19 protein-coding genes and 2 pseudogenes are annotated in these 25,833 nt (G+C 42.3%); 15 read left to right on the forward strand and 6 right to left on the reverse strand.

Annotated features, from left to right (window positions below; all coding sequences use genetic code 11):
• Nucleotides 1-843: 843 nt before the first annotated feature.
• Together RMX98_RS10070 and RMX98_RS10075 are read left to right on the forward strand one after the other, a co-directional pair.
• Complete coding sequence (locus RMX98_RS10070; protein WP_322680889.1) at nucleotides 844-1,230, forward strand: hypothetical protein; 387 nt, start codon at nucleotides 844-846, stop codon at nucleotides 1,228-1,230.
• A gap of 904 nt (nucleotides 1,231-2,134) precedes the next feature.
• Nucleotides 2,135-3,583, forward strand: coding sequence for an AAA-like domain-containing protein (locus tag RMX98_RS10075; protein WP_322680890.1), 1,449 nt, complete (start codon nucleotides 2,135-2,137; stop codon nucleotides 3,581-3,583).
• Nucleotides 3,584-3,857: 274 nt separating this feature from the next.
• Here RMX98_RS10075 and RMX98_RS10080 read toward each other — a convergent pair whose 3' ends face one another.
• Nucleotides 3,858-4,241, reverse strand: coding sequence for a hypothetical protein (locus RMX98_RS10080; RefSeq protein WP_322680891.1), 384 nt, complete (start codon nucleotides 4,239-4,241; stop codon nucleotides 3,858-3,860).
• Nucleotides 4,242-4,742: 501 nt separating this feature from the next.
• On the opposite strand from RMX98_RS10080, the gene RMX98_RS10085 reads away from it, so the two are divergent.
• Entirely contained in the window at nucleotides 4,743-5,444 is a 702-nt protein-coding gene (locus tag RMX98_RS10085) for a Uma2 family endonuclease (RefSeq protein ID WP_322680892.1), read from the forward strand.
• Nucleotides 5,445-5,551: 107 nt separating this feature from the next.
• On the opposite strand, the gene RMX98_RS10090 is transcribed toward RMX98_RS10085, so the two are convergent.
• The 4 genes from RMX98_RS10090 to RMX98_RS10105 all read right to left on the reverse strand — a co-directional run bounded on the left by RMX98_RS10090 (nucleotide 5,552) and on the right by RMX98_RS10105 (nucleotide 10,553).
• A complete protein-coding gene (locus RMX98_RS10090) occupies nucleotides 5,552-5,728 on the reverse strand; it encodes a hypothetical protein (protein WP_322680893.1) in 177 nt (58 codons plus the stop codon).
• Nucleotides 5,729-5,733: 5 nt separating this feature from the next.
• Entirely contained in the window at nucleotides 5,734-6,864 is a 1,131-nt protein-coding gene (locus RMX98_RS10095; RefSeq protein WP_322680894.1) for a CO2 hydration protein, read from the reverse strand.
• A 252-nt stretch (nucleotides 6,865-7,116) separates the two neighbouring features.
• Nucleotides 7,117-8,622 carry an NADH-quinone oxidoreductase subunit M gene (locus RMX98_RS10100; RefSeq protein ID WP_322680895.1) on the reverse strand — a complete coding sequence of 502 codons (1,506 nt, stop codon included), beginning with the start codon at nucleotides 8,620-8,622 and terminating at the stop codon, nucleotides 7,117-7,119.
• A 74-nt stretch (nucleotides 8,623-8,696) separates the two neighbouring features.
• Entirely contained in the window at nucleotides 8,697-10,553 is a 1,857-nt protein-coding gene (locus RMX98_RS10105; RefSeq protein WP_322680896.1) for an NAD(P)H-quinone oxidoreductase subunit F, read from the reverse strand.
• Nucleotides 10,554-11,213: 660 nt separating this feature from the next.
• Between RMX98_RS10105 and RMX98_RS10110 the strand changes: the two genes are divergently transcribed.
• From RMX98_RS10110 to RMX98_RS10150, 9 genes and pseudogenes are all read left to right on the forward strand, one after another.
• The gene (locus RMX98_RS10110) at nucleotides 11,214-11,522 is read left to right on the forward strand and encodes a carbon dioxide-concentrating mechanism protein CcmK (RefSeq protein ID WP_012410633.1); all 309 of its coding nucleotides are present in this window, start codon (nucleotides 11,214-11,216) and stop codon (nucleotides 11,520-11,522) included.
• 91 nt (nucleotides 11,523-11,613) lie between these two features.
• Complete coding sequence (locus RMX98_RS10115) at nucleotides 11,614-11,958, forward strand: carbon dioxide-concentrating mechanism protein CcmK (protein ID WP_010995041.1); 345 nt, start codon at nucleotides 11,614-11,616, stop codon at nucleotides 11,956-11,958.
• Nucleotides 11,959-11,964: 6 nt separating this feature from the next.
• A complete protein-coding gene (locus RMX98_RS10120) occupies nucleotides 11,965-12,264 on the forward strand; it encodes a EutN/CcmL family microcompartment protein (RefSeq protein ID WP_322673550.1) in 300 nt (99 codons plus the stop codon).
• A 94-nt stretch (nucleotides 12,265-12,358) separates the two neighbouring features.
• Nucleotides 12,359-14,008: pseudogene (locus tag RMX98_RS10125) on the forward strand (ribulose bisphosphate carboxylase small subunit); the annotation flags it as partial.
• 105 nt (nucleotides 14,009-14,113) lie between these two features.
• Nucleotides 14,114-14,359: pseudogene (locus RMX98_RS10130) on the forward strand (ribulose bisphosphate carboxylase small subunit); the annotation flags it as partial.
• Between the two features lie 136 nt (nucleotides 14,360-14,495).
• Nucleotides 14,496-15,266 carry a transferase gene (locus RMX98_RS10135; RefSeq protein ID WP_322680898.1) on the forward strand — a complete coding sequence of 257 codons (771 nt, stop codon included), beginning with the start codon at nucleotides 14,496-14,498 and terminating at the stop codon, nucleotides 15,264-15,266.
• Nucleotides 15,267-15,323: 57 nt separating this feature from the next.
• On the forward strand, nucleotides 15,324-16,112 hold the full coding sequence (locus RMX98_RS10140) for a BMC domain-containing protein (protein ID WP_322680899.1): 789 nt from the start codon (nucleotides 15,324-15,326) through the stop codon (nucleotides 16,110-16,112).
• A gap of 251 nt (nucleotides 16,113-16,363) precedes the next feature.
• On the forward strand, nucleotides 16,364-17,305 hold the full coding sequence (locus RMX98_RS10145; RefSeq protein ID WP_322680900.1) for a LysR family transcriptional regulator: 942 nt from the start codon (nucleotides 16,364-16,366) through the stop codon (nucleotides 17,303-17,305).
• Nucleotides 17,306-17,432: 127 nt separating this feature from the next.
• Nucleotides 17,433-19,067, forward strand: coding sequence for a mucoidy inhibitor MuiA family protein (locus RMX98_RS10150; RefSeq protein ID WP_322680901.1), 1,635 nt, complete (start codon nucleotides 17,433-17,435; stop codon nucleotides 19,065-19,067).
• Between the two features lie 497 nt (nucleotides 19,068-19,564).
• Here RMX98_RS10150 and RMX98_RS10155 read toward each other — a convergent pair whose 3' ends face one another.
• A complete protein-coding gene (locus tag RMX98_RS10155) occupies nucleotides 19,565-21,133 on the reverse strand; it encodes a GMC oxidoreductase (RefSeq protein ID WP_322680902.1) in 1,569 nt (522 codons plus the stop codon).
• 548 nt (nucleotides 21,134-21,681) lie between these two features.
• Between RMX98_RS10155 and RMX98_RS10160 the strand changes: the two genes are divergently transcribed.
• The 3 genes from RMX98_RS10160 to RMX98_RS10170 all read left to right on the forward strand — a co-directional run bounded on the left by RMX98_RS10160 (nucleotide 21,682) and on the right by RMX98_RS10170 (nucleotide 25,798).
• Complete coding sequence (locus RMX98_RS10160) at nucleotides 21,682-23,658, forward strand: CHASE3 domain-containing protein (RefSeq protein ID WP_322680903.1); 1,977 nt, start codon at nucleotides 21,682-21,684, stop codon at nucleotides 23,656-23,658.
• Nucleotides 23,627-25,174 (forward strand): sensor histidine kinase, encoded by a 1,548-nt coding sequence (locus RMX98_RS10165; protein ID WP_322680904.1) that lies wholly within the window; start codon nucleotides 23,627-23,629, stop codon nucleotides 25,172-25,174. The genes RMX98_RS10160 and RMX98_RS10165 overlap by 32 nt, the downstream gene beginning before the upstream one ends.
• A gap of 180 nt (nucleotides 25,175-25,354) precedes the next feature.
• Nucleotides 25,355-25,798, forward strand: a complete 444-nt coding sequence (locus tag RMX98_RS10170) for a response regulator (RefSeq protein ID WP_322680905.1) — start codon at nucleotides 25,355-25,357, stop codon at nucleotides 25,796-25,798.
• Nucleotides 25,799-25,833 lie beyond the last annotated feature (35 nt).

Here is a 25,833-nt window from a genome sequence, read left to right on the forward strand (position 1 = left end):
TAAAGGTAGGCAAACTTCTGTCACAGTGAACTAGCTTAAAAGTCGTGTGACTATTGATTGTTATTAGTAACTCTTGAGAAATTATCCATTAAGCATTTGTATCTTAAGATAGATAATTTTTACAACTAAAGATATATGTTTTTTACTTCTACCTGTATTAAAAACCAAATGTAGCATTAAAAATGTATTTAGTGCTACATTTAACAGCCAAAGTAATCTCAAGCATTATTTATGAACAAAGAGTAAGACTTCTAAAAAAGCTGTTATTAAGCAATTAATTGTTTTTTTCGGATAAATTAGGGAAATTTATCTTAATCTCAACCGTTTTTTACATCGTCAATTGTTTCTAATGGTCTTTAAAGCGTTAGTCCAATAGAAAATCAGCTTTTTTGTCTAATTCTCACTCTTTCGCCAGGTTGACAAAAATCACCTTGATTTTTTATTTAGCATAGGATACAGCAATCTAGCCAACCACAAACCGATTTTCAGCGATTCGCTGTGGTTTTGTATAGTAGCAAAAGCAATTACACCAATTTCTCTCGCTTAGGTGATGTCAAAAGCAAGCAATACATGAAAAATATTGTGGGTGATTAAATATTGTAGTTAATATACATCTGATGAAATTAAATATGCGTTATCCAGAACCCTTGTGGAGACGTAGTAGTGCTACGTTTGATTCGTTTTCACTCCTGTGTCTAATGGTTTGATTTAGTTGATTTGGTTGTAGATGATTGGCATAGTTTCATTCAATATTTTTCATACCTGAGATATGCCTTTTGCTAGAAGGATAATTACTTTTTTATCGGTAATGTTTATTTGTACTCTAAAAACAAGCTAATTGGCATGATAAATTTGATTTCTAGGACGATTGGTCATATCAGTTCCTTACTTAAAGGACTTCAGGTAAAATCCTTTTTGGCTGTTGTCTTAGTTGGTTTTCTAGTGCTGACGACGAATGTTAGTGATGGGCAAAATGACAAAGGCTTAAAAGAGAGAGTTAAGGAACAGGTAGAGCAGAATGATGCTCAAAGACCGAAAACAGTAGGGCAGTGGTTTAAAGATGCTCGTGAAACAGAAGGTTCTCCTGGCGAGCGACTTCAGAAGATTGGACAACAGTCAGGAGAAGCCTTAAAAGAATTTGGGTCGGGGTATGTAGAAGGCGCTCAGGAAACTGCTAATGACGTAGGGGAAAGTGCAGCCCAGGCAGGCAAAAATATAGTTGGGCGCTAAATGCGTTAATATACCCGCATTTCTCACAAGCTTGAGGGGATATTGTGCAGAGGGGCAAAGGGGCAGAGGGGATTGAACAAGGCACATTGAACTCTCCCTTGCTCCCGTGCTCCCCTGCTCTCCTAATTTCTTTCTTGGAAGTCCCTAATACTTGGGTAACGCGCTCACTCTTCCTGATGATAGATTGTAGGATTTCTCAGTTGCCTAAAATATCGGTTTTTAGTAAGGGTGCATAGCTAACTATGCGCCCTTACTGCTTATTGTATTTGTAAACACAATTCATGAATTAGACTTCTTGGCATTGTGGGGTAAAGGGGAAAGGATGGAATTTTCCCAAACCCAGTAACCTTTCCCCAACATCTTGGCATTTGTAACTTTTGCAAGATGTGTATTATGCCTATCAAGGATTTCGGGCGAGGCGTATAAGAATCCGGTTTGATTACTGAAATCACTTGGCTTAGTAGGCAAGAGGATTTCAGAAGATTAAAATATACCGAATTTTTTTCAAAAATCAAATATGAGTCCCATAACATAATTAATTTCATCAGATGCACTGCAAAATCCAGATGAACAACAGATAACAAATAATTTTTAGTAATACTGAGTAAATCGGTACAAATAAAGTTAACTATTGAGGCTTGTCATTTGTTATTTGCAAGTCGAAGACACTTGATGCAGAAGCGTCAACTGCTTTCTGTAGTGGGAAGACAAATGAAAATCAATATAGTTATGTTTGTTTATACCCAGCCATCTAACTCTTACGAAATAACTAAGTATATTTTTTTACTAATTAAGTTGCATCATAAGAGCAGCTAAGTAACTGTTGAATAAGTGTTTAAAAACATGAAACAATGAGGAGACAGCTAAGACGGTAAAGAAAAAAGGCAGATAGATAATTAGCGATATGAAGCAATCTAAAAGCACGAGAAAGCGGGGACTTGTCTTAACGATCGCTGGGTTGAAGCGTTTACAAGCGGCGATTCTGGCTATGGAAAAGGTACAAAACAATGGACATCGCTTTACTTTAGAAGATTTAGGCGATCGCATGAATGTTTCTACCAAAACTCTAAACCGATTATGGTCGTTGAATACAGGCGTGGATCAAAAAACTCTGAAATTGTGTTTTAGCGCCTTTAACCTAGAATTAAACAGGGAAGACTATGCGATCGTCAATGAACCGAATCATACTGAAAGCTCTCAAGATTATTTAGTTTTTTTGGATACAAAAAAACTAAAAATATCGCCGTCTTTACCCTTAGATTTATTTGCTACTCAGCAGCATAACCAACTCGAAAATCTGTGGTCATACCCAGATGGCCCCGTAGCTTTAGATTCCCCCTTTTATGTCGAACGTCCCCCGATTGAGGAACTTGTTTATCGAGAAGTGATTCAACCAGGCTGTGTGATTCGGATTCGCGCCCCAAGAGAGATGGGAAAAACTTCTCTTGTGCTGCGGCTGTTAGCCTTTGCCCAGATGCAAGGTTATCGTTCGGTGAACGTCAATTGCAACCAAATCGATTCAAGTTGTTTAACAGACTTAAACAAGCTTTTGCGTTCTCTTTGCTGGCAAATTGCAACAGAATTAGGCATAGACCCGAAGTTAAATGACAAATGGGATGAGGAAATAGGCTGTAAGTTGAGTTGCAGTTTATATTTGCAATCTTATTTGCTCAAGCAGAGTCAAAATCCAGTAGTTTTAGTGTTAAATGAGGTTGACCGCTTTTTTGAATATCCTGAAATTGCTCAGGAGTTCTTTGGTTTGTTGCGTTCTTGGTATGAAGAAGCACGCCAACATAGCAATTTGCAGAAACTAAGGCTAGTGGTCGTTTACTCCACAGAAGTATATGTGTCTCTGGATATCAACCGCTCCCCATTTAATATCGGACTCCCAATTCATCTGCCAGAATTTATTGAAGAACAAGTAAAATATTTAGCTCAACGCCACGGTTTAGACTGGAACTCTAGTAACGAAGTTACCCAATTGATGTCTCTCGTTGGGGGACATCCAGCACTGATTCGGATTGCTCTGTATTATCTATGCTGTCAAGGAATGACCTTAGAAGAACTAATACAGGATGCGATCGCTAACGGCGGTATCTATCGTTATCACTTATGGCGACATTGGGCAATCTTACAAGAAAATCCTAGTTTGGTAAAGGCATATATTGAAGTTGTGAACACAAAGCAAAGCGTTGCCTTGAATCCCATTGACGCTCATAAGCTCGAAAGTTTAGGGTTGATCGCTTATGAAGGCGATCGCATCTTACCGCGTTGTGAACTCTACCGTGCCTACTTTAAAAAACAACTAGGCGTTACTGAATTTGAATATGATTCATTGCAAAAACGTGCTTGAGAAAAAACTATTAGATACTCTACACCCTACAAGCGAGTTGCTTTTCCTGTTCGCAGATGCTACGTGAACAATGGGGGAAATACGTCAGACAGACTCCGATTAATCACCTCTTCGTCTACGGGGAGGTGAGACAAAACGTAGATTTAGCTCTTTGAGATTCTCTGGGTTGAAGGACTAATCAAGTCAAGATGAGATTAATTCTAAATCTGACGAATTATGCTTTTATTTTGTGTAGTTCCAAGCTGCTGATTTTGGTATTTGTAACGAAAAATAATTAACTAGCTGACCAATAAAGTTGATAATTCTCAATATAAAACTTTCCATTATTGGAAGACATTTTAAACAAAAAGTAATAATCTCCTGGCTCCCAAATACTAAATTCTTGCTCTTGTTCTTGAAAATTAACTGTCAAACCACCATTAGGGATGGTCATATTAGCAATTTGTGTTCCATTCTCTGCTCTCATCAAAAAAACTTCCAGCAGACAGAAACCCTGTATTTCAGCAGAATAACGAATTTTGAAACGAATTTTTCCTCCGTTGCGTTGGGTTTTTTGAATAAAAAAATTTTCAGTTTGAATGGGATTGCCAGACAGAGAAATGCCTTGACCTTGTGTTAAGATATGGCTTTGGCTTTGGCTTTGATTGAATGAACTCACTATTTTCCCCTCCCAAACAATAAAAAGGATTAAGATAATTGCATTATTGACTAATGTTTGTTAGTGCCACGGTTATATTTTCTGGCCATCGTCAATAAAATGCAATGACAGATAAGACAGTTAAGAAGACAGTTAACGCTACTTCTTTGTAAAACTGCACAAAATCAGGCTTAATGAGACAAGGAGCGTGAGCAAATTGTTCTATAAAACCTCAGCTTTAATCGGTATCAAAAAACAGTTAAAAAGGAAAGTATGCTCTGAAAAAACTTTAATTAGAAAGCTTCACTGCAACTTAATTACCTTTTGCAGCTTGGTAAAAGCTTATGAATAAACTATATACATAAAGTTTTAACAACTAGGCGATCGCTATTCCTGCTTCTTACTAAATAAGTCTGCGATCAATCAAGCACTGGCATTATTTAGCGAGTAGTAAGCGATCGCCTCATCTCCCTTTCCACTGCTAAACTAAAAAACAACCCTTATTCCTGCAAAGGTAGTATTATGACCTCTGCAACCGACCCATCCGCCGCCCTGACTCCTTTCCCCGACCATACGCAGCTACCAGAGTCTAATGGTACTTTCGTGAAGAATTGGCAAGAGCATCCCCAAAGCATTTTACTGACTGACTCAATTACACCCGTCCTCAAACAATTACATCCTGATGGTCAATATTGTATCGGTCAGGACTTAGGTATTTACTGGCGGTTGACAGATCCACTAGAAAAAGGTGCAGAAGCACCAGATTGGTTTTATGTACCAAATGTACCGCCCTTGCTCGATGGACAAACGCGGAGGTCTTATGTACTGTGGCGAGAATTTATTGCCCCTTTGATTGCCTTGGAATTTGTCTCTGGGGATGGTAATGAGGAACGAGACAAAACCCCTTTCCAAGGCAAATTTTGGATTTACGAGCAAGTAATTCATCCGGCTTATTATGGCATTTATGAAGTGAATAAAGCCAGTGTAGAAGTTTATGAATTAATGGGAGGAAAATATCAGTTATTAACAGCAAATGAACGGGGACATTATACTATTGCTCCTTTGGGAGTTGAGTTAGGTATTTGGCATGGAGTTTATCAAAACGTGCAATTACCCTGGTTGCGTTGGTGGGATTTGCAAGGTAATTTGTTGTTAACTGGCGACGAAAAAGCCCATCGCTTAACTGCTCAATTGCGATCGCTCGGCGTTGAGCCAGAGGTTTAAGTATTTGGTTTAAGGGGGCGATCGCGCAAATTTTCGATCATCGCTATCATAAGTGTTTAAGCGAACCTGATATAAATTCTCCTGTCTGATTCAGCAACTTATAAATACTAGCAACGCAATAAGTTCGCATCAAAAATTTCGAGCGATCGCATCATATCACAAGGAAACTCATAGCCATTCATCAAGTAATAAATCCGGCAATGATCTTGCACTGGGTCAAGTCGCTGAATTAGACGAAGATTTTTATAGCGATTGAGAAGCATCTGAAATTTGTCTGTATTCAATTCAGTTACTTATTCACATCCAGCAACCGCGAAGTTTGTAACCGACTCATCCACTTCTCTAAATAAACTTGATTACCTTTTTGCTCATTTGGATCTTTAGTATCCAAAGGATGAGGCATCAGTCCCAAAATCGTTGCTGTCGTCACGCAAAACATCGATTTTTGGAAACTCATGCAAATTTGGACTCGCAAATCATCTTCACCCCGAAGACTGCGACGATAAATTTCGTGCAAATATTCTGGAAGATAATGACGCATATCCTGCATCAACAAGGTGGGAGGAATACCCGCGCCACCGATGGGCAAAGGATCGGCATACAATGCGCCATATTGAAATCGGGTTTGATCTGGGGGAATTTGATATCCTTGAGCGTTATATGAAACTGTACCCTGGAAAGGAGTTCCCCGGAAGAATACTGCTTCTACATAAGGTATTGCTGTATCTGCTAAAAAGGTCAAACCAACGCTTTTAGGAATGATTTCATAGACCTTACCTCGTATTTTGACGACGTAGGTAATTGGGTTTGATGCATTTGCCACTAACCCTGTTTTAATGTGGTCTACAACTTGGGCAATCGATTTGATTTCGCCTTGGTCGTAGCGGTCTGATAAGTTGAGGAACATATCAGCCATGACTCGCCAGAATTGACCTAAACCGGTGTAGTAAGCAGAGACACGCAACTGTTCTGTTAAAAAATCTGGAAACAGTTGGTTAATACCCAAAATTAAGGGATTATTTTTAAATTTTGCTGCAATAACGGCTTGCGCTCTTTCTTGAAATTCTTCTGTATCTAAATACGCATCTAGTCCACCGCCACCGTGCCACATCATCCCTTTCATGCAATACTCGGCATATTCAAAATTAATTCGGTTATGCCACCAGTGACGGAGTAATTTTTGAAAAGAAATTTCTCCGTTAAAGTATTTAAAAAATGGGAAAAATATTAAAAACTGATGCTCGGCAATATAATTAAGATTTTTTGAGTAGGCATCTAAAACTACACCATAGCTTTTAAGAATACCAACAACTTCCAGCACATTTTCTGGAGTATCGAGGAGTAATGCCTCTCCTTTTTGCAGACGTTCAATATACTCAGCTAAGGGATTGGGAGTAGCTTTCTTTTTAATAGTTACCATTACCATTTCTCCAAAAAGTTTAGGGATTGGGGCATTGGGCATTGGGGAGGCAGTGACGGGTACGCAGGGGTCTCCCCAAGTGGAGGAGGCAGTGACGGGTACGCAGGGGTCTCCCCCTTCGGGTTCGCGAGTTCCTCTTTGTTGAAACAACAAGACCGGACTCGCGAACCAAGTGGAACAACTGCCGTCAACTGCCGTCATTGGGCATGGGGCATTGGGAAAACTTTTCCCCAGTCCTTAGTCCCTAAGTCCCTAATCCCTAGTCCCCATTGTTTTATCCAAAGACACTGTTGCTACTACGTTTTGGGTATTCACCATTGCTGTAATTGTGGGTTCAGTCCAGCGCGCTAACCAACCAGGTTGAATGCCGAAAATCACAATCAACACTGCTAAAATTGCAGCTGGGATGCGATCGCTCCAATACACACGCGGTAAGTTGATAACTTGTGCAGACAGGCGGCCAAAAAAGGCACGGTTGACGAGTATTAAGAAGTAAACTGCTGTTAAACCTGTACCAATCATGCACAGCAGTGTTTGCACTGGAAAAACTGGAAAACTTCCCCGATAAACTACGAATTCGGAAATAAAACCTAGCATTCCCGGTATGCCAGCACTGGCCATGACTCCGACAATCATCAAGCTACCGATGACCGGCATACCCCGTTCTGGGTTCAGCAATCCTTGAAGAACTTCTAAATCTCGGCTTCCGGCTTTTTTATACACAACCCCTACCAGCAAAAACAGCATTGCGGAAATCAAGCCGTGGCTAATCATTTGCATTACAGCACCCAACACACTTAAAGGTGTAGCCGCCGCCGCCGCTAAAAGCACATAACCCATGTGTCCAATGGAACTGTACGCCACCATTTTTTTCATATCGGTTTGGGCGATCGCACAGGATGAACCATACAATACACTTACTACTGCCCAAGTTGCTAACCAAGGAGCCAGATAATTCCAAGCTTCTGGTAACAAGTTCATCCCAAACCGCAGTAAGCCGTAGGTTCCCAACTTCAATAACACCCCAGCCAATAGCACGGAAATGGGTGTAGAAGCTTCAACGTGAGCATCTGGCAACCAAGTATGGAAGGGAACTAAGGGAATTTTAATCCCAAAACCGAGCAAAATTCCCGCTAGCAGTAAAAGCTGTGTTGCTAGAGGTAAAGTTGTTGTATTCAAGGTTGCTAGTGCAAAGCTAGAGGAACCACTCAGCCAAACCATGCCGAGAAAACTTGCTAAAATCAGGATTCCCGAAACGGCTGTATAAATGAGAAATTTGGTCGCAGCATAACCCCGTTTCTCGCCACCCCAAATAGCTATCAACAAATATAGGGGAATCAGTTCCAATTCGTAAAATAGGAAAAATAGCAGTAAATCCTGTGCCAGAAAGGCTCCTGTTACCCCAGCGCTTAATAATAGTATCAAAGAGTAATAAAATTTCGGACGCTGTAGGGATTCATCGCTACTGTAGATGGCAATGGCAGTTAACAATCCATTTAAAACCAGCAACGGCAAAGATAAACCATCTATTCCCAGATTATAATTCAAGCCTAAAACATCTACCCAAGGGAGAGATTCGGCAAACTGTTGAGTAATTTCTCCTGGATGGAACTGAATTGCTAGTACAATTGTCCACAATAAAGCGATACTGGCAAAGACCAAAGCCACCCCACGGGCGAATTTCCCACTGATGCCAGACGGTGAGAAACCAATTAAAGCTGCGCCGATTAACGGCACTAGAATCAAAACACTAAGCATAGACGGAATTCAGGTAAGGGAAGCAGGGGAAGCAGGGGCAGGGGAAGAATAATAATTTCTAACTCCTAACTCGCTTAAAAAGGCAATTTATCTAATAAACCCAATGACCAGCTGATGAAAAAACCCAGCACGCTGACAACTGCTAGGATGGTCAACATATAGCCCTGAGATTGCCCAGAAATGCTGTATTTTAAAGTTTGTCCGCCAAAAATTGTTGCAAACCCAACCAAGTTTACTAACCCGTCAACCAAGTAGCGATCGCTCCAAGCTGAAATTTTAGATAGCAGCGCCACTACACTTACCACGGTTACAAGATAAACTCGGTCAATATAAAAATCATAACCTAATAGGTCTTGCAGAAATCTCCACGCCAAGATTCTGGATCTTGACCAAGCTTTGTGCAGATAAACTGTACATCCTACACCTACGCCTACCACGGTAGATCCAAACAACGCTAAAGCCACATACCAATTAATACTTTCCCAATCGGGTAGTAAATACCATTGCTGTAGCATCAGTGGTAAAAGCAGAGTCAGCACTGTCAGAAACACCATCGGCAAGGCCATCTGCCAACCAACTTCTGGCGTGCGACGAGTTTTTTGTTGCGGTTTACCCCAGAAGACTAATCTAAATACTCTCGTCAAATTTAATGCTGTCAAACCATTGACCAATATTAAAACCCCAATTACCCAAGGGCTAATATTCACAAAACCGTCAGCCCATGCTAGCATTGCCCAAAAGCTTCCTAGTGGTAGTAGTGTTACCATCCCGGCTGAACCGACTACAAAGGCAGTGGTGGTGGCTGGCATCCGTGACCACAAACCGCCCATTTCTGTTAAGTCTTGGCTTTGGGTAGTCAAGATGACTGAACCAGAACTCATAAATAATAACGCTTTGGCGATCGCATGGGCTAACAGCAACATCAAGGCTACACCCCCTTGCTGTAACCCCACCGCCAAAAACACTAACCCCATGTATGCACTGGTAGAATGAGATAGCGATCGCTTAATGTCAATTTGAGCTATGGATACTAATGTCGCCCCAATCGCCGTTACAGTGCCCATGACTACCAAGGCATTTAAGGCAACTGGTGATAGAGCTAACAATGGTTGAAATTTATACAGTAAATACGCACCACCCGCTACTACCAGCGAGTTCCGCATTACTGAGGCGGGATTGGGCCCTTCCATTGCCTCATCTAACCACAGGTGCAGTGGAAATTGGGCGCATTTACCAGCAGGCCCAGCAATTAAGGCCAAACCCAGCAATGTTGAGGTCATTGGGCTTAAATTAGCTGTTTGCGCCCACTCATATAAATCTGAAAAGTTCAAACTCCCAGCTAAAGTAGAAAGTGTCACTACAGACATCAGCAGCAACAAGTCTCCCACCCGTTTAGTCCAAAAAGCATCTCGCGCCGCCGTCACTACTAGGGGTTGAGCATACCAGAACCCCACCAACAAGTAAGTCGAAAGCGTCAGGACTTCCAAAAGGGCATAGCTGAGAAACAAAGAATCACTGATTGCTAAACCACTCAACGCTGCTTCAAAAAATCCCAGCAACGCAAAAAAACGTGCCAACGACCAGTCCTTTTCCATGTAACCCAGAGCGTAAACTTGTGCTAGTAAGCTTAACCCTGTAATTAAAACTGTTGCCCCAATACTGACTGGCGAGAGTTCTAAGGCAACAGACAAATCTAAATCCGCAGCTTTGAACCAATTGACTAGTAAGTTTATTGGTTCTCTATCCCAGATACTTTTAAATAGGAATAGGCTATGGGCAAAAGCTAAAACTGTCGTCAACAAATTGAAGTATGCCGCAGGTCTTGGCCCAGTTCGCTGAATTATTCCTATTCCCCACGGCAAGGTCAAAATTGCACCCAATAAGCTATAAAAAGGCACAAACCAACTTGTTGAAAATAGAAATTGATCCATTTAAATTTCCCTTGACGACTCAACCTTGATTTTAAAAAAACTTTAAAACTAATTATTTACTTTATAAAATTAATCTACCAAAATCCCAATGTTTTTTACTAATTATTTCAACTAAATTATCAAAAGTATTTTTACTTAACTTTACCCTATTCAACATAAGTAAAATATAACTTTACATAAGCAAAAGCATTTACTTGCCTTAACATCACCGACCTTTTTACATTTTTATTTCTACTTTGAGCAAAGTACTTTATACGATATATTTAAAAAAATTATATATATTTCATCTAGTCCTTCCACATGGGTCAATCTTTGACGAAAGATAGATACAGTATAAGATACAGCCTATGCTTATCCCTCGGCAGATAGGATTAGCCTTGCTTATGAATGTCGTTTTGTCAATGTAATAAAGAAATTATAAAGCATAAGTGGCTGCTCTAGGAATCAGTGAACTTTAATTGCCTAGAAGCACAGATAAATTTTTGTTAAGTTTTTTAAAACTTTCTTATCATAAACTATTATAGTAATTTATATTGCCAGGGACGCCAAGCTTTCCTATGCTTAATTTGGAAGTGTTTTCTTAGCTCTTAAGATAAAGCCCTCCCCGTCAAAAATTTCAAGCAACAGTACTGATTAGATTCATTTTGTAGGAGTTCTGCGATGCCAATTGCAGTTGGGATGATTGAAACGAAGGGCTTTCCAGCAGTGGTGGAAGCTGCTGATGCGATGGTGAAAGCCGCCCGTGTCACTTTAGTAGGCTATGAGAAAATTGGTAGCGCTCGTGTCACCGTGATTGTTCGGGGAGATGTATCGGAAGTGCAAGCTTCTGTAGCAGCAGGAGTTGAAGCGGCGAAAAGAGTCTTTGGTGGTGAAGTGTTATCCACTCATATCATTGCTCGTCCTCACGAAAACCTGGAATACGTCTTGCCGATACGTTACACAGAAGCGGTAGAACAATTCCGTACTTAAAAGCTGTTTAAAGAAAGTAATTAACGCTCTTTGCCTGAAAAGAGCATCGCTTTTGTCCAAGCTAAAAACTTTGAAATAGGGATTAAAACTAATGTCAATTGCAGTAGGAATGGTTGAAACGCTAGGCTTTCCAGCAGTGGTGGAAGCTGCTGATGCAATGGTGAAAGCTGCTCGTGTCACTTTAGTCGGTTATGAAAAAATCGGTAGTGGTCGGGTTACAGTAATTGTTCGGGGTGACGTTTCGGAAGTGCAAGCTTCTGTAGCCGCAGGTGTTGAATCTGTAAAGCGAGTCAACGGTGGACAAGTACTTTCGACTCATATCATTGCTCGTCCTCATGAAAACTTGGAATACGTCCTCCCAATTCGTTATACCGAAGATGTAGAGCAATTCCGGGAAAATGTGAATGCAATTCGTCCTTTCGGTAGAAGACCGTAATTTGTAATGCAAATTGCCAAAGTTCGCGGCACAGTAGTTAGCACCCAAAAAGAGCCAACTCTTAGAGGTGTAAAACTACTGTTGTTACAATTAGTAGATGAAAACGGCAATATCCTACCAGAGTATGAAGTAGCAGCAGATATTGTAGGAGCAGGAGTAGATGAGTGGGTACTCATCACTCGTGGTAGTGCCGCTCGTCAAGTTGTTGGCAATGAACAGCGCCCATTGGATGCAGCAGTGGTGGCGATCATAGATACTATTTACGTTGAAGATCGCCTTATTTACAGCAAAAAAGATCAATATTGATAGTCATTAGTCATTGGTCATTAGTCATTAGCTGTCGACAAATGACAACTGACAAATGACAACTGACAAATGATAATAGAGGAGGAATCTCGCGATGGCAGTCCGCAGCACGGCGGCACCCCCAACCCCGTGGTCAAGGAATTTAGCTGAACCCAAAATCCATAAAACTGCCTTTGTACATTCATTCTCCAATTTAATTGGGGATGTACGAATAGGTGCAAATGTAATCGTTGCTCCGGGGACTACGATTAGAGCGGATGAAGGCACACCTTTTTATCTTGGTGAAAACACCAATATTCAAGATGGTGTTGTGATTCATGGGTTGGAGCAAGGCCGAGTAATTGGTGATGACCAAAATAAATACTCAGTATGGATTGGTAAAAACGCTTGCATTACCCACATGGCTCTAATTCACGGGCCAGCCTATGTAGGGGATAACTCCTTCATTGGCTTTCGCTCGACAGTGTTTAATGCCAGAGTGGGTGCAGGTTGCATCGTGATGATGCACGCTTTAATTCAAGACGTAGAGATTCCCTCTGGTAAGTATGTACCTTCGGGAGCGATAATTACCAGCCAACAGCAAGCTGACCGCTTGCCAGATGTGCAAGATCAAGATAAGGAATTTGCTCATCATGTGGTTGGGATTAATCAGGCATTACGAGCTGGTTATCTCTGTGCTGCGGATACTAAATGTATAGCACCCATTCGGGATGAAAACGCTAAATCTTATACAGGTAATGGTATTACTGTTTTAGAGTTGGAAAGGAGTAGTGACGTGGCGAGCAATAGCTTGGGTGCAGAAACAATAGATCAGTTGCGGTATTTATTACAGCAAGGGTATAAAATTGGTACGGAACATGTAGACCAAAGACGGTTCCGCACAGGTTCTTGGACTAGTTGTCAGCCAATTGAACCAAGATCAATCGGTGAAGCGATCGCAGCATTAGAAAGCTGTGTAAATGAGCATAGCGGCGAGTATGTCCGACTGTTTGGTATTGACAAAGATAGACGGCGTGTGCTAGAAGCCATCATCCAACGTCCCAATGATGATGCCAAACCAGCTACTAGCTTTAAAGCTCCGACTAGTAGTTATAGCAATGGCAGCTACAGCAGTAATGGTAACGGTAACGGTTCTAGCAGTGGCAAAGTCAGTGGCGACACTCTAGAACAAATCCGCCACTTATTGGCAAGTGGTTACAAAATTGGTATGGAACACGTCGATGAGCGTCGCTTCCGCACAGGTTCTTGGACTAGTTGCAAGCCAATTGAAGCAAGTTCCACAAATCAAGTAATCTCCGCCTTGGAAGAATGTATAGCAAGCCATCCAGGCGAGTATGTGCGTTTAATCGGCATTGATACCAAAGCAAAACGGCGGGTATTAGAGACTATTATCCAACGTCCAAATGGTCAAGTAGCTTCCTCTGGTAGTCAGAAATCATTTACTACTAGTGCAGCACCCTCTAGTACGGGAACAGCAAGCAGTAACCGCTTGAGTAGTGAAGTAGTAGACCAACTCCGGCATTTATTGGCTAGTGGCTCGAAAATTAGCCTCGAACACGTAGATGAGCGCCGCTTCCGAACTGGTTCCTGGACTAGTACCGGTCAAATTCAAGCCTCCTCAGAAAGAGAAGCGATCGCCGCCGTAGAAGGACAACTCGGCGAATACGAAGGGGAATATGTACGCTTAATCGGTATCGACCCGAAAGCCAAACGGCGGGTATTAGAGACCATTATCCAACGTCCAAATGGTCAAGTAGCCTCCTCTGGCAGCCAAAAATCATTTACTAGTAATGCAGCACCCTCTGCCACAGCAAGAGCTACAGCAACAGCTACCCGCTTGAGTTCAGAAGTAGTAGATCAACTCCGGCAATTATTGGCTAGCGGCTCGAAAATTAGCATTGAACACGTAGATCAACGACGGTTCCGTACAGGTTCCTGGACTAGTACCGGTCAAATTCAAGCCTCCTCAGAAAGAGAAGCGATCGCAGCCATAGAAGCACACCTCGGCGAATACGAAGGGGAATATGTACGCTTAATTGGTATTGACCCGAAAGCCAAGCGTCGCGTATTAGAAACGATTATTCAGCGACCATAATAGGGTAGGGAATAGGGCATTGGTCATTGGTAGATTAATCAATAAATAATTCTTCTTCCCCTGCCTCCCCTGCTCCCTCTGCTCCCCCTGCCCCTCATCTCCACTCCCTACTCCGGCTTCTGAGGTTAAAATTTCCATGTCTGTGCCGCTACTGCGCCTCAGCAATAACTTTGATACTTATATTAGTGGTGAGGTGACTATTCATCCAAGCGCGGTACTAGCACCTGGGGTGATCCTCCAAGCGGCTGTAAACAGCAAGATCGTCATTGGGCCAGGGGTCTGTATTGGTATGGGAGCAATTCTCCAAGTCCATGAAGGCACTCTAGAGGTAGAAGCAGGTGCAAACCTGGGAGCCGGTTTTTTGATGGTTGGCAAAGGCAAAATTGGAGCAAATGCTTGTATTGGTTCAGCGACTACAGTTTTTAACTATTCGGTTGAACCTGGACAAGTAGTACCGCCTGGTTCAATTTTAGGAGACACCAGTCGGCAGATTGACCAAACATTGCAGCTAGAACCATCCACAAATAACCCATCTACTACAAATACACCACCACCGAAAGAAGAGGTAAATGGCTCAGGTGGAGATCAGAAAAAGGTAGTTTCCTCAACTAATTTCTCAGCTTCGGCTTTTGTAGATTTCAAACAAAACAAGTCGATTTCTTACTTTAAATCTCCCGCCACTCCCGAAAATCAGTCTCCTCCCGTGGAGGAACCAACCAATGATGCTAACTCCACTATGGAAGAAGCCGCCCAACCGTCTACAGAACATAACTTAGACGCCAGTCAGCTAGCCGCAGAATCCCCTAACGGTTTTGGGACTCAAATTTATGGACAAGGGAGCATAAACAGACTGTTGACCACATTGTTTCCTCATAGACAATCCTTGAGCGACCCAAATGACGATTAGTCCGAGTAAGTGTTAATTGTAAGTTGTCGGCTTTTTCCGTATTTTGGAGAATTCATCATGGAAACATACAATCAACGGCCTATTCGTGCCATCCAAGGAGCGAGTAGTCAAGAAACCTTTCAGGATACTGCCTTGGGTTTAGTTTCTACCCGCAGCTTTCCGGCGATCGTTGGGACAGCAGATATGATGTTGAAATCGGCGGGAGTTCACCTGGTTGGGTATGAAAAAATTGGTGGCGGTCATTGTACTGCGATCGTCCGGGGTGGAATTGCTGACGTGCGTCTGGCAGTAGAATCAGGTGTGCAAACGGCTGAACAGTTTGGTCAGTTAGTTTCTAGTTTGGTGATTCCCCGACCTTATCCCAACCTAGATATAGTGCTTCCCATCACAACTCGTTTCACTAAATTAATGCAAGAGGGCAATTCCAGCCGTCTGAGTAACCAAGCAATTGGTTTGGTAGAAACGCGAGGATTTCCCGCGATGGTAGGAGCGTGTGATGCCATGCTCAAAGCTGCTGATGTTCATTTAGCAGCTTATGAGAAAATTGGTGGGGGTTTGTGTACAGCAATTATTCGTGGTTCTGTAGCAAATGTGGCAGTAGCAGTGGAAGCGGGAATGTTTGAAGCAGAACGCATTGGGGAATTGAATGCAGTAATGGTAATTCCTCGACCCCTAGACGAAATGGAGTTAACCTTGCCATTAGCAAGTTGCTGGATAGAAGAACGCGAACCGTTAAACTTGCCAGTGAATATTAAAGAACAAGTTGCAGAAATCGAGGTATTAAGATTACCAGACTTAACCAAGCTACCGACAAAAGTTCAAGAAGAATTATGGAATGATGAATGATGATAGATGAATTTTGGAACATCCTCATTCATCATTCAACATTCATCGGCAGATAGAAGGCATCTTACGCTTTAGCTGTTCTGATAATACCTTCTTGATTCCATAAATAAAATACCTTTATTCTAATACTAATGATAGAGTTTTGTCTATGATGAAACTCGTAACTTTCTGTGAGCATAACTATATCATTTGCCAGTGTTCAGCAATACTAGTTTTATATCTATTAATCGCTATATATAGGAGAATCACCCTTGAACCAAGCGACGCTGCACCAGTTAAAGGTGTTCGAGGCGGCGGCACGGCACAGTAGCTTTACTCGTGCTGCGGAGGAATTGTTTCTCACCCAACCTACCGTTTCTATGCAGATCAAGCAACTCACAAAATCGGTAGGGTTGCCATTATTTGAGCAAGTGGGGAAGCGATTGTATCTGACGGAAGCAGGACGAGAATTATTTGCCACTTGTCGGCAGATTTTTGAGAATATAGCCCAGTATGAAATGAAGGTGGCAGATTTAAAAGGGCTAAAACAGGGACAATTACGTTTGGCAGTGATTACAACAGCTAAATATTTTATTCCACGTTTGTTAGGGCCCTTTTGCGAACTTTATCCAGGGATTGATATCTCGCTGCAAGTAACAAATCACGAACAAATTTTGGAACGGATGAGTCAGAATCTGGACGACTTATATATTATGAGTCAAATTCCAGACAATATCGATGTGACTTGTGAACCATTTTTAGAAAACCCCTTGATAGTCTTTGCACCGACTAATCATCCCTTAGCCAAAGAAAAAAATATTCCTATACAACGCCTGTCTAACCAACCTTTTATTATGCGGGAACCAGGTTCAGGAACTCGTCGCGCTGTTCAAAAGCTATTTGAAGAAGAAGGAGTGGCGGTAAAAGTCAAGCTAGAATTGGGAAGTAACGAAGCAATTAAACAAGCGATCGCAGGTGGTTTAGGTATTTCTGTTTTATCTCGTCATACCTTACTATCAGACGCTTCAGAGTTTAGCATTTTAGATGTACAACATTTCCCGATTCAGCGACATTGGTATATGGTTTACCCATCTGGCAAGCAGCTGTCTATCGTTGCTCGTGCCTATTATGAGTATCTACTAGGTGCGGCAAAGAATTTTGTCGACAAAAATTCTGATACTGCTTCTAGCAAGCTTGAACCAATTCATGGGTAAGGAATTCGTAATTCGTAATTCGTAATTCGTAATTATGAATTACGAATTCCTTAAAGGGGTTGACTGCTAGACCGGGAAACATTGACAATTAACCAGCAGAATCATTAAAAATGGGGGAAAACTGGCAGTGGTTAACCCGGAAATACCGACTTGGCGCAAAACAGTACAAAGCGAGATTGTAGCTGTTACTGTGTATTCTGACAGAGCATTGGTTACACGACGGGGTGTAGTTGATTTAAGAGGAATTGAACAGGAATTAGTAATTACCCCAGTGCCAATGACTCTAGAAACTGAGTCTATCAGGGTTAGCGGTACAGGAAGCGTAGGGGTGCGCTTGGTGGGAGTTAGTAGCGATCGCATCTACACTACTGAACCGATAGCGGAACGAGTAGCACATTTGACAAGGCAGATTCAGCAATTAGAAGCAGAAAAACGCCACCTACAAGCCCAGGTGGATGCTTTAGCATTGCAATCTAGTTTTATCGTCGGCTTACGTGAAAAAACAGAAGAACCCTTTTCACAGAGTTTGTCTCGGAAAAATCTTAGCCTCAGCGAGACTTTAGATTTCTTAAATTTTCTCGGAAGCCAGTATAGTGAATATGCGATCGCATCTGGAGAGTGCAAAACCCAACAGCAGGAATTAGACAAACAACTGCAAGCACTCCACACGTCATTGCAGATAGTCCAAACACCCCATCCCAAAGAGAGTTTTAGCTTAGTTGTCGCCGTTGAAGTCGCGGGTGAAGGCGAATTTGAACTAGAGGTATCCTACATAGTAAATCGCGCTAGTTGGAATCCCCTTTATGACTTGCGCTTTAGCACTACCAGCGAGATTGTACATCTGAGTTACCTTGCAGAAATCACTCAAAGCACTGGCGAAGATTGGATTGGGGCAAATCTCACTCTTTCTACCGCTAAACCAGGATTAGGTACACTTCCACCCAAACTTGAACCCTGGTATATTGATGCCCCACTTCCTCAAAGAATGCGACGACGATCTCAACTAGCTGCCGCCCAGCCACCACTACTGCCTAGCATACCAGAGCCATCTGCTGCTGCCAGAACGGATTGGCAAGAACAAGACGAAGTTATGGAAGATAGTCTCATCCCAGCAGAAACCGTTACAGCAGAAGTATCTAAAGAAGGGAGTGTAGTCACCTTTAAACTGAATGGTGGTGGTAACATTCCCAGTGATGGCGCACCTCATAAAACTACAATTTTTAACGATGATTATCCTTGTAGCTTCGATTATGTAGCAATGCCGCGCTTGGTAAGTTTTGCTTATCTACAAGCTAATGTGAAAAATAGTCCCAACGGTGCGACTTTATTACCAGGTAAAGCGAATATTTTCCGCGATAACGTTTTTATTGGGACAACTCAGTTAGAAAATATTGCACCAGGGCAAGAATTCAAACTGAACTTAGGAATTGACGAAGGTTTAAAAATTGAGCGCGACTTAGTTGAACGTCTAGTAGATAAAAGATTAATTAGCAATCAACGCCGCATTACTTATAGTTATCGGTTGATCGTCACTAACTTACTAGAAAAAGAAGTAAATTTGAAACTAACTGAACAACTGCCAGTTAGCCGCAACGAGCAAATTAAAGTACGTCTTAGTCGTAGCAACCCACAAATTCAACTTGGTGAAATGGGAATTTTAGAATGGGTGTTAACTCTTCCACCCCAAGAGCGACGAGAGATATATTACCAGTTTAATGTTGAACATCCGCCTGACTTAATGGTAGTTGGGTTAGATATTTAAGGAATTCCAAAAATTCAAGGAGGCATTGTCTGACCTTGCAGAACATACAGATTATGGAAAACTGCTATACATCGGAGGTGAAAATTCGTGTAATGCAATTGATCTCAGTTTTCTGTTCCGATACTATAGCAGGGGGCAGGGCAATACGGTTCGGATAAGCATTTTTCATTTTTCTTGTGGTCTGGGGAAAGGGTAAGGGGTAAAGGGTAAAGGATGTATTCAAAACCTTTCCCCTTTTCCCTTTCCCCTTTAACCGAACCGTATTGGGAAGCAGGGGGCAGGAGGCAGGAGTAAAACTATTACTGTTCCTATTACTGTTCCTAGTATTCACGCTTGTTATCATGTCCTAACCTATAGGACTCATATTTGATTTTTGAAAAAACTCGGTATACCTTAATCTTCTGAAATCCTATTGCCTTTTGCCTATTGCCTATTGCCTATTAAGCCTCAGTAATCAAACCGGATTCCTATATGTGACTACGGTTATACTAATATCTCTATTCCCATTCCATGCTTTCAGGAAGTTTCTTGTTGAGAAAGCGATCCATGCACCGCTCCGCTAAAGCCGCGATCGTTAGTGACGGATTAGTGCAGGCAGTCGAACCAGGAATCAGAGAACCATCAACAACAAATAAGTTAGAATAGCCGTGGACTTTGCCGTAAGTGTTGCATACAGCACCCATAGTTGCACCACCAAGGGGATGCGCTGTAGCACTAAAGTCAAGCGGTGCACCAAAAGTGGTAGCATTGGCTTGATTGAGTAGTTGGTAAGTATACTGATTAGCCTGGATAATTTTTTGATTGTTGGCTGAGTTTTTCGGCCAGAACAGATTAGCTGATTGCGTTGAAGTATTGTAGCTCAGATAGCCCTCTGGTTTGGCGATCGCAAGGCTCAAAGGAGCTAACACACCTTGTGGAACTATCGGAAAAGGAAGTTGCTCGATGACTACTGGAGCGATGGGATTGTCCAAGTGTTCAATTACTACCGATGCTGGCCCGCCCAGTGTGGGATTAGTTTGACTAGAAGTAACGATCGCACTCACTCCATCACCGTTAGTTCCCCACAATTTTCCAACTTGATTGTTCAGGCGAGGCAATGTCCCATTGTGCTTGGCACGTAAAAGCAATTCGGTAGTGCCAATGGAACCGGCTGCTAAAAACAGGTAGCGGCAGATAAAGGATTTTTTGGACAGTACAACTCCCCGCTCATTGATTTGATTGCAGGTAACACGGTAACGCCCATTATGGAATTCCTCGATCGTGTTTACCACATGCAAGGGTCGGATTTCCACCTTTTTAGTAGCTTCTGCCATGCTGAGATAATTTCGATCTAAGCTATTTTTTGCACCACTGTTAAGACCGTAGTAAACTTGACCTGCGATCGCAGAAGGAACCTTCTTACCCGCGATTTCTTGTCGAACGATATCCCAATCAACAGCTACATCAAGCTTCCTAGCTCTTAAACCAGCTTTGGCTGCTTGCTTTAATAAGATGCGGCTTGCCAAATAGTAGTCAGTTTCTAGAATCTCATCCGGTATAGGAGATGGTTTGAGGATGGAACGCACCTTTGGATAGTAAACTTTATCCAGTTCCTCATATTTGATGCTGCGTGGAAAGACTTGATAAAAAAGTTCTTTAGTTGGCTGATAACTAACTGCGTTGTAGACTAATGAACCGCCTCCCACTCCTGCCCCACGATAGGCAATAATGCCATCGCCTACCTTAACATCAAGAACGCCAGTGTATACATCAATCGGAACTTGGTTGAAGATAACTGTAGTCGGGCTTAACCAAGTAGAGCGACCATCTGGATTCTGATATGTGGAGAAAGTGTTACCTGCCTTGGTGATTGGCCATCGTCGTCCTCGCTCCAAGACTATAGTTTTAATTCCAGCTTCACCAAGGCGCAAGGCTGCAACGGCTCCACCAAAACCGCTACCAATCACCAGCGCTTCTACACATTCTTCGCCACGATAGTTAGCAGAGGCAATGTTAGGCACAGCTATACTTGCTGTTGCTGCTAGAGTTGCCTGAATAAATTGACGACGTTTAATTACGCCCGACATAATTAATCTCCTGTATGAGCTGATTATGCACCGACACTTTTACATCTAAGTTGAAATGACTAGCTGCAATTAATGTCTTCAAGGAATTACAGAAGTAACTTAAAAACTTCGACACCTGATTACCCGGATTTCTCACCACATCTCGAATAAGCCTGCGCTTGAGCAGGGGAGCAGGGGAGCAGTTGCAGTAAGTCTTTCCCCTCTGCACCTCTGCACCTCTGCCCCTCTGCCCAATATCCCCTCAAGCTTGTGAGAAATGCGGGATTAAAGCAACTTCTGTTACACTTCTTGCACAATCCCAAAAATATCAGTATCAAAAATAGTTGATCTGCCAAATTGCCAAAAACATGTTTATGTAAATGAAGCGGCTTGCCAGATTTTAGAGTATTTTCGCGAAGAATTGCTCAAGCCGTTAAGCAGTGTGTGAGTGTGTCACTGAAGCTATGATTTATGGCTCATTGATTCGTCTGATGCTAAAGCGAATGGCATCTTAAGCTTTTGTTTATAAATCAGCGCTTACTGTACAAGGGCTGCTATAGCATAAGTAAATGCTGCAAATTACTCAAATTGGATTCAGACGCAGGCTGATCGGCGCGATCGCTCTGCCGATTATCCTGTTATTGTCCTTGTCAGGAGTTTCAATCTGGCAAATTAACCGCCTGCTTTCGGCTATGCAATGGGTTGATCACACCGATCAAGTAATTGCCAGAGCAAATGGCTTACAAAAACTATTACTTGATCTGGAGACAGGAGTCCGTGGATATCAGATTACAAATAACCCAGAATTTCTTGAACCTTATCAACAAGCAAACTCTACCATTAATACTACTTTTGATGAGTTGGGTGATTTAGTTTCAGATAATCCCCAACAAAGTCAACGCTTAAGGCAAATCAAGGCAGAGGAAACAGGCTGGAAGAACTCTATTTCCCAAGCGATCGCCCGCAAACAAAGAGGCGAAACTGAAGCCCTATCAGCAATTGAGGTTCGCAAACGAAGTATGGACGCGATGCGAAATCAAATTACTGAATTTATTGCTACTGAAGAGCAGCTACGGTATCAGCGCAACCAAGCAGTCCAACAGACTACTGAACGAGTCATCTTTACTAGCATAATCCTGTCGCTTGCTGCTGGTGGCGTCCTTGCCTTTTATATTCGACGGCAAATTTCCCATGTGTCTAACAATTATGAGAATGCTCTCAAGACTGCCCAAGTACAAACTGAAAATGTTCAGCTTTCTGCTCAAAGGCTTGCTGCGTTACATAATATTGATCGGGCAATTCTAGCAGCTGAGTCGATCAAATCTCTAGTCCGAACTGCACTCAAACAAATGCGTCAGTTAGTACCCTATGAGCAAGCATTTGTTGCCCTATTTAATTTTGAGGCAGGTACAGCTGAGATTGTCGCAGGCAGCAGCACTAAAGAATTACAACCGCTTGAAGGCACAAAGATGTCAGTATCAGACTTTGCGCCTGAGCAAAGCTTACGGCAAAACCTTAGTTATATTAAAGACTTGACAAATGTTGAGCTTTACCCGCCTGTTTTAGCACGATTGCATTCGGCAGGAATGCGTTGTTGTCTGCGGATTCCGATGTTAGTTGAAGAAACGCTGCTAGGAGAACTCAACTTGGCGGCGACTCAGAAAGCCGTTTTTGATGCTCAAGCACAAGATGTTGTGGTTGAGGTAGCGGCTCAGTTAGCGATCGCTATCCAACAATCTCTGCTACGCGAACAACTTCAAAATTACGCTTTGGAACTAGAACAGCGTGTTGCCGAACGCACTGCACAGTTGCAAGAAACAAATCAAGAGTTAAAAGCATTTACTTACACGATATCGCACGATTTACGCGCACCGTTACGTACTATGCAAGGTTTTGCTCAGGCATTGCAAGAAGACTACACAGACAAACTAGACTCTGTTGGGCAAGAATACATTCAATATATTACAGAGGGTGCAGTCCAAATGGACACCCTAATTGCCGAACTCCTGGCATACAGCCGCCTCAGCCGTGCCCAAATTCAAATGCAAAAAGTTGATTTAACTGATGTTGTTGAGGAAGCTTTAAAACAACTCAGCAAAGAACTTCAAGAACAGCTTGCACAAGTTACGGTAGCAAAACCTTTGCCGCTAGTGATGGCTCATCGCTCTACGCTTATCCAGATAGTAACCAATTTACTCAGCAATGCAATGAAATTTGTGCAGCCCGGAATACAACCAAAAGTAGAAATCTATGCAAAGGAACAGCAAGATTCGATCCAATTATCGATTGCAGACAACGGCATCGGCATCGCGCCAGAACATCAAGAGCGCATTTTTCGGGTGTTTGAACGCCTGCATGGCGTTGAAATCTATCCAGGTACTGGTATTGGTTTAGCAATTGTCCGCAAAGGGTTAGAGCGAATGGGCGGTCGAGCCGGAGTAGAATCGCAATTAGGTACTGGTAGTCGCTTTTGGATTGCCCTGCCAAAAGCCGATCCTCACAGTAATGATACGAATGACGCAAGTACTCCGCATTCTGATAATTGATGACAATCCAGGCGATCGCGCTTTAGTAATCCGAGAACTGAGGCGAGAATTTCCGCAATTTCAACCTCAAGAAATTCGTGAAGCCTCTAGCTTTGCTAGTGCATTAGCAGCAGGTGAATTCGATTTGGTCATTACCGACTATCAATTGGGTTGGAGTACTGGACTAGAAGTTTTATATACAATTAAACAACAGTATCCCAACTGTCCAGTGATTATGTTTACTAATACAGGTAGTGAAGAAATTGCGGTAGAGGCAATGAAGTCTGGGCTAGATGATTATGTCCTCAAATTACCCAACCGCTACATTCGCATACCGGCTGCTGTGCGAGTTGCACTAGAACGAGCAGAAATCAAACGACGAGCTACCTTACTTGAAATTCGTCTTCAAGGTTTGCTCAACCAATTAAAACTAGGTATATTTCGTACTTATCCAGATGGAAATTTTATTGAGTGTAACCCAGCGTTTCTGGAATTGTTGGGGCTGGATTCATTATCCCAAGCCTCAGCGATGAATTTATTGAACATCAATGAATACTACTCAATACTACAAAAACTGCCGCCACCTCAACAGCAAGAGCAAGAAATTCAATTACAACGAGCAGATGGAAGACCGATCTGGGTTGGATTAAGCATAGCCCTGAATGTCTTTGAGGGACAACAGGTAATAGATGGCTTAATTGAAGATATTACATCTCGTAAACAAGCTGAAATTGAAATTCAGCAACTTAACCAAACCTTAGAGGAGCGAGTCAGGGAGCGTACAGCCGAATTAGAAGTAGCAAATCGAAATTTAGCGCAGAAAAATCAGGAATTAGCAGTGGCTAATCAAGATTTAGAAGCATTTACTTATTCAATCTCCCACGATCTGCGCGAACCATTACGCGCTATCCAAATGTTTGGTTCAATCCTCCTAGAGAACCAGGATAGGGAATCTAACCTAGAGAACCATCAAGACTATTTGCAGCGCATTATTGCAAGTACACAGCAAGCAGACAAGCTTGTTCAAGATTTGCTTGAATACAGTCGCCTCAGCCGGACTGAAATGCCATTACAACCTATTAACTTATCTTTATTGATGATACAAATACTGAGACAGCTAGAATTAGAGATAACACAGCGACAGGCGAGAGTGCAAGTTGAAGAGCCTTTAGCTGAAGTTACGGGAAACCCTACTATTTTGATTCAAGTAGTTACCAATTTGCTAACCAATGCGATTAAATTTGTTGCACCGGAAATCCAACCTCAGTTACGGATATGGACTGAGAAACGTAATAAATTAGTTCGCTTATGGGTGGAAGACAACGGCATTGGTATTGAGGAAAGATACCAAAAACGCATTTTCAATGCTTTTGAGCGCCTACACAGCTATGAAGTTTATCCTGGTAGTGGTATCGGTTTAGCAATTGTCCGCAAAGGAGTCGAACGTATGGGTGGCCAAGTTGGTGTAGAATCTCAACCTGGACAGGGAAGCCGATTTTGGATAGATTTACCTATAGTTATAGATGTAAATCCCTAAAATCTTTTAATCGCCTTGATTACGGGCCAACATAAAATTCTTTCTACACTCTTAAATACTTGGTGCAAAACCCTTGCCCTACGCTCTGGGGTACACAGTAAGTTTTGAAAAACTGTCTTTCCCCCTGCCCCCTGCCTCCTGCCTCCTGCCTCCACCTCTGCCTTTCAAACTAGAAATTTCATGAGTAAAGAGCAAGACACTATTTTACTTGTAGAGGATAATCACAAAGATGTGCTGCTGCTGCAACGCGCGCTCCGCAAGGCTAACATTGTCAATCCAGTTCAGGTGGTAAATGATGGCGATGCAGCAGTGCTGTATCTGTCTGGGCAGGAACCTTATGGCGATCGCACTCGTTATCCCTTGCCTGTACTAATCTTGCTCGATCTGAAACTCCCCCGCAGATCCGGGGCTGAGGTTTTGATGTGGTTACGGCAGCAACCAGAACTCAAGCGCTTACCTGTCGTAGTTCTCACCTCATCGAGAGAGTATACCGACATCAATCATGTCTATGACATAGGTGTAAATGCTTACATAGTTAAACCAGTTATTTTTAATGAATTAGTAGAAATTGTTATAACCCTTAATCTCCACTGGATTATGTTTAACGAAAGACCGCAATTTTGAACTGTTTAAACATTTTTTGGGCATTCTTTTCACTG

The organism is Nostoc sp. DedQUE02, from assembly GCF_034531035.1.
In the GTDB taxonomy this organism is placed as follows: domain Bacteria; phylum Cyanobacteriota; class Cyanobacteriia; order Cyanobacteriales; family Nostocaceae; genus Nostoc.

Coding starts and splice junctions, on each gene's coding strand:
- RMX98_RS10110 (WP_012410633.1), top strand. CDS start 11,214: ATGCCAATTGCAGTTGGGATGATTGAAACGAAGGGCTTTCCAGCAGTG.
- RMX98_RS10160 (WP_322680903.1), top strand. CDS start 21,682: ATGCTGCAAATTACTCAAATTGGATTCAGACGCAGGCTGATCGGCGCG.
- RMX98_RS10135 (WP_322680898.1), top strand. CDS start 14,496: ATGTCTGTGCCGCTACTGCGCCTCAGCAATAACTTTGATACTTATATT.
- RMX98_RS10115 (WP_010995041.1), top strand. CDS start 11,614: ATGTCAATTGCAGTAGGAATGGTTGAAACGCTAGGCTTTCCAGCAGTG.
- RMX98_RS10165 (WP_322680904.1), top strand. CDS start 23,627: ATGACGCAAGTACTCCGCATTCTGATAATTGATGACAATCCAGGCGAT.
- RMX98_RS10095 (WP_322680894.1), bottom strand. CDS start 6,864: ATGGTAACTATTAAAAAGAAAGCTACTCCCAATCCCTTAGCTGAGTAT.
- RMX98_RS10105 (WP_322680896.1), bottom strand. CDS start 10,553: ATGGATCAATTTCTATTTTCAACAAGTTGGTTTGTGCCTTTTTATAGC.
- RMX98_RS10085 (WP_322680892.1), top strand. CDS start 4,743: ATGACCTCTGCAACCGACCCATCCGCCGCCCTGACTCCTTTCCCCGAC.
- RMX98_RS10100 (WP_322680895.1), bottom strand. CDS start 8,622: ATGCTTAGTGTTTTGATTCTAGTGCCGTTAATCGGCGCAGCTTTAATT.
- RMX98_RS10120 (WP_322673550.1), top strand. CDS start 11,965: ATGCAAATTGCCAAAGTTCGCGGCACAGTAGTTAGCACCCAAAAAGAG.
- RMX98_RS10140 (WP_322680899.1), top strand. CDS start 15,324: ATGGAAACATACAATCAACGGCCTATTCGTGCCATCCAAGGAGCGAGT.
- RMX98_RS10075 (WP_322680890.1), top strand. CDS start 2,135: ATGAAGCAATCTAAAAGCACGAGAAAGCGGGGACTTGTCTTAACGATC.
- RMX98_RS10155 (WP_322680902.1), bottom strand. CDS start 21,133: ATGTCGGGCGTAATTAAACGTCGTCAATTTATTCAGGCAACTCTAGCA.
- RMX98_RS10070 (WP_322680889.1), top strand. CDS start 844: ATGATAAATTTGATTTCTAGGACGATTGGTCATATCAGTTCCTTACTT.
- RMX98_RS10170 (WP_322680905.1), top strand. CDS start 25,355: ATGAGTAAAGAGCAAGACACTATTTTACTTGTAGAGGATAATCACAAA.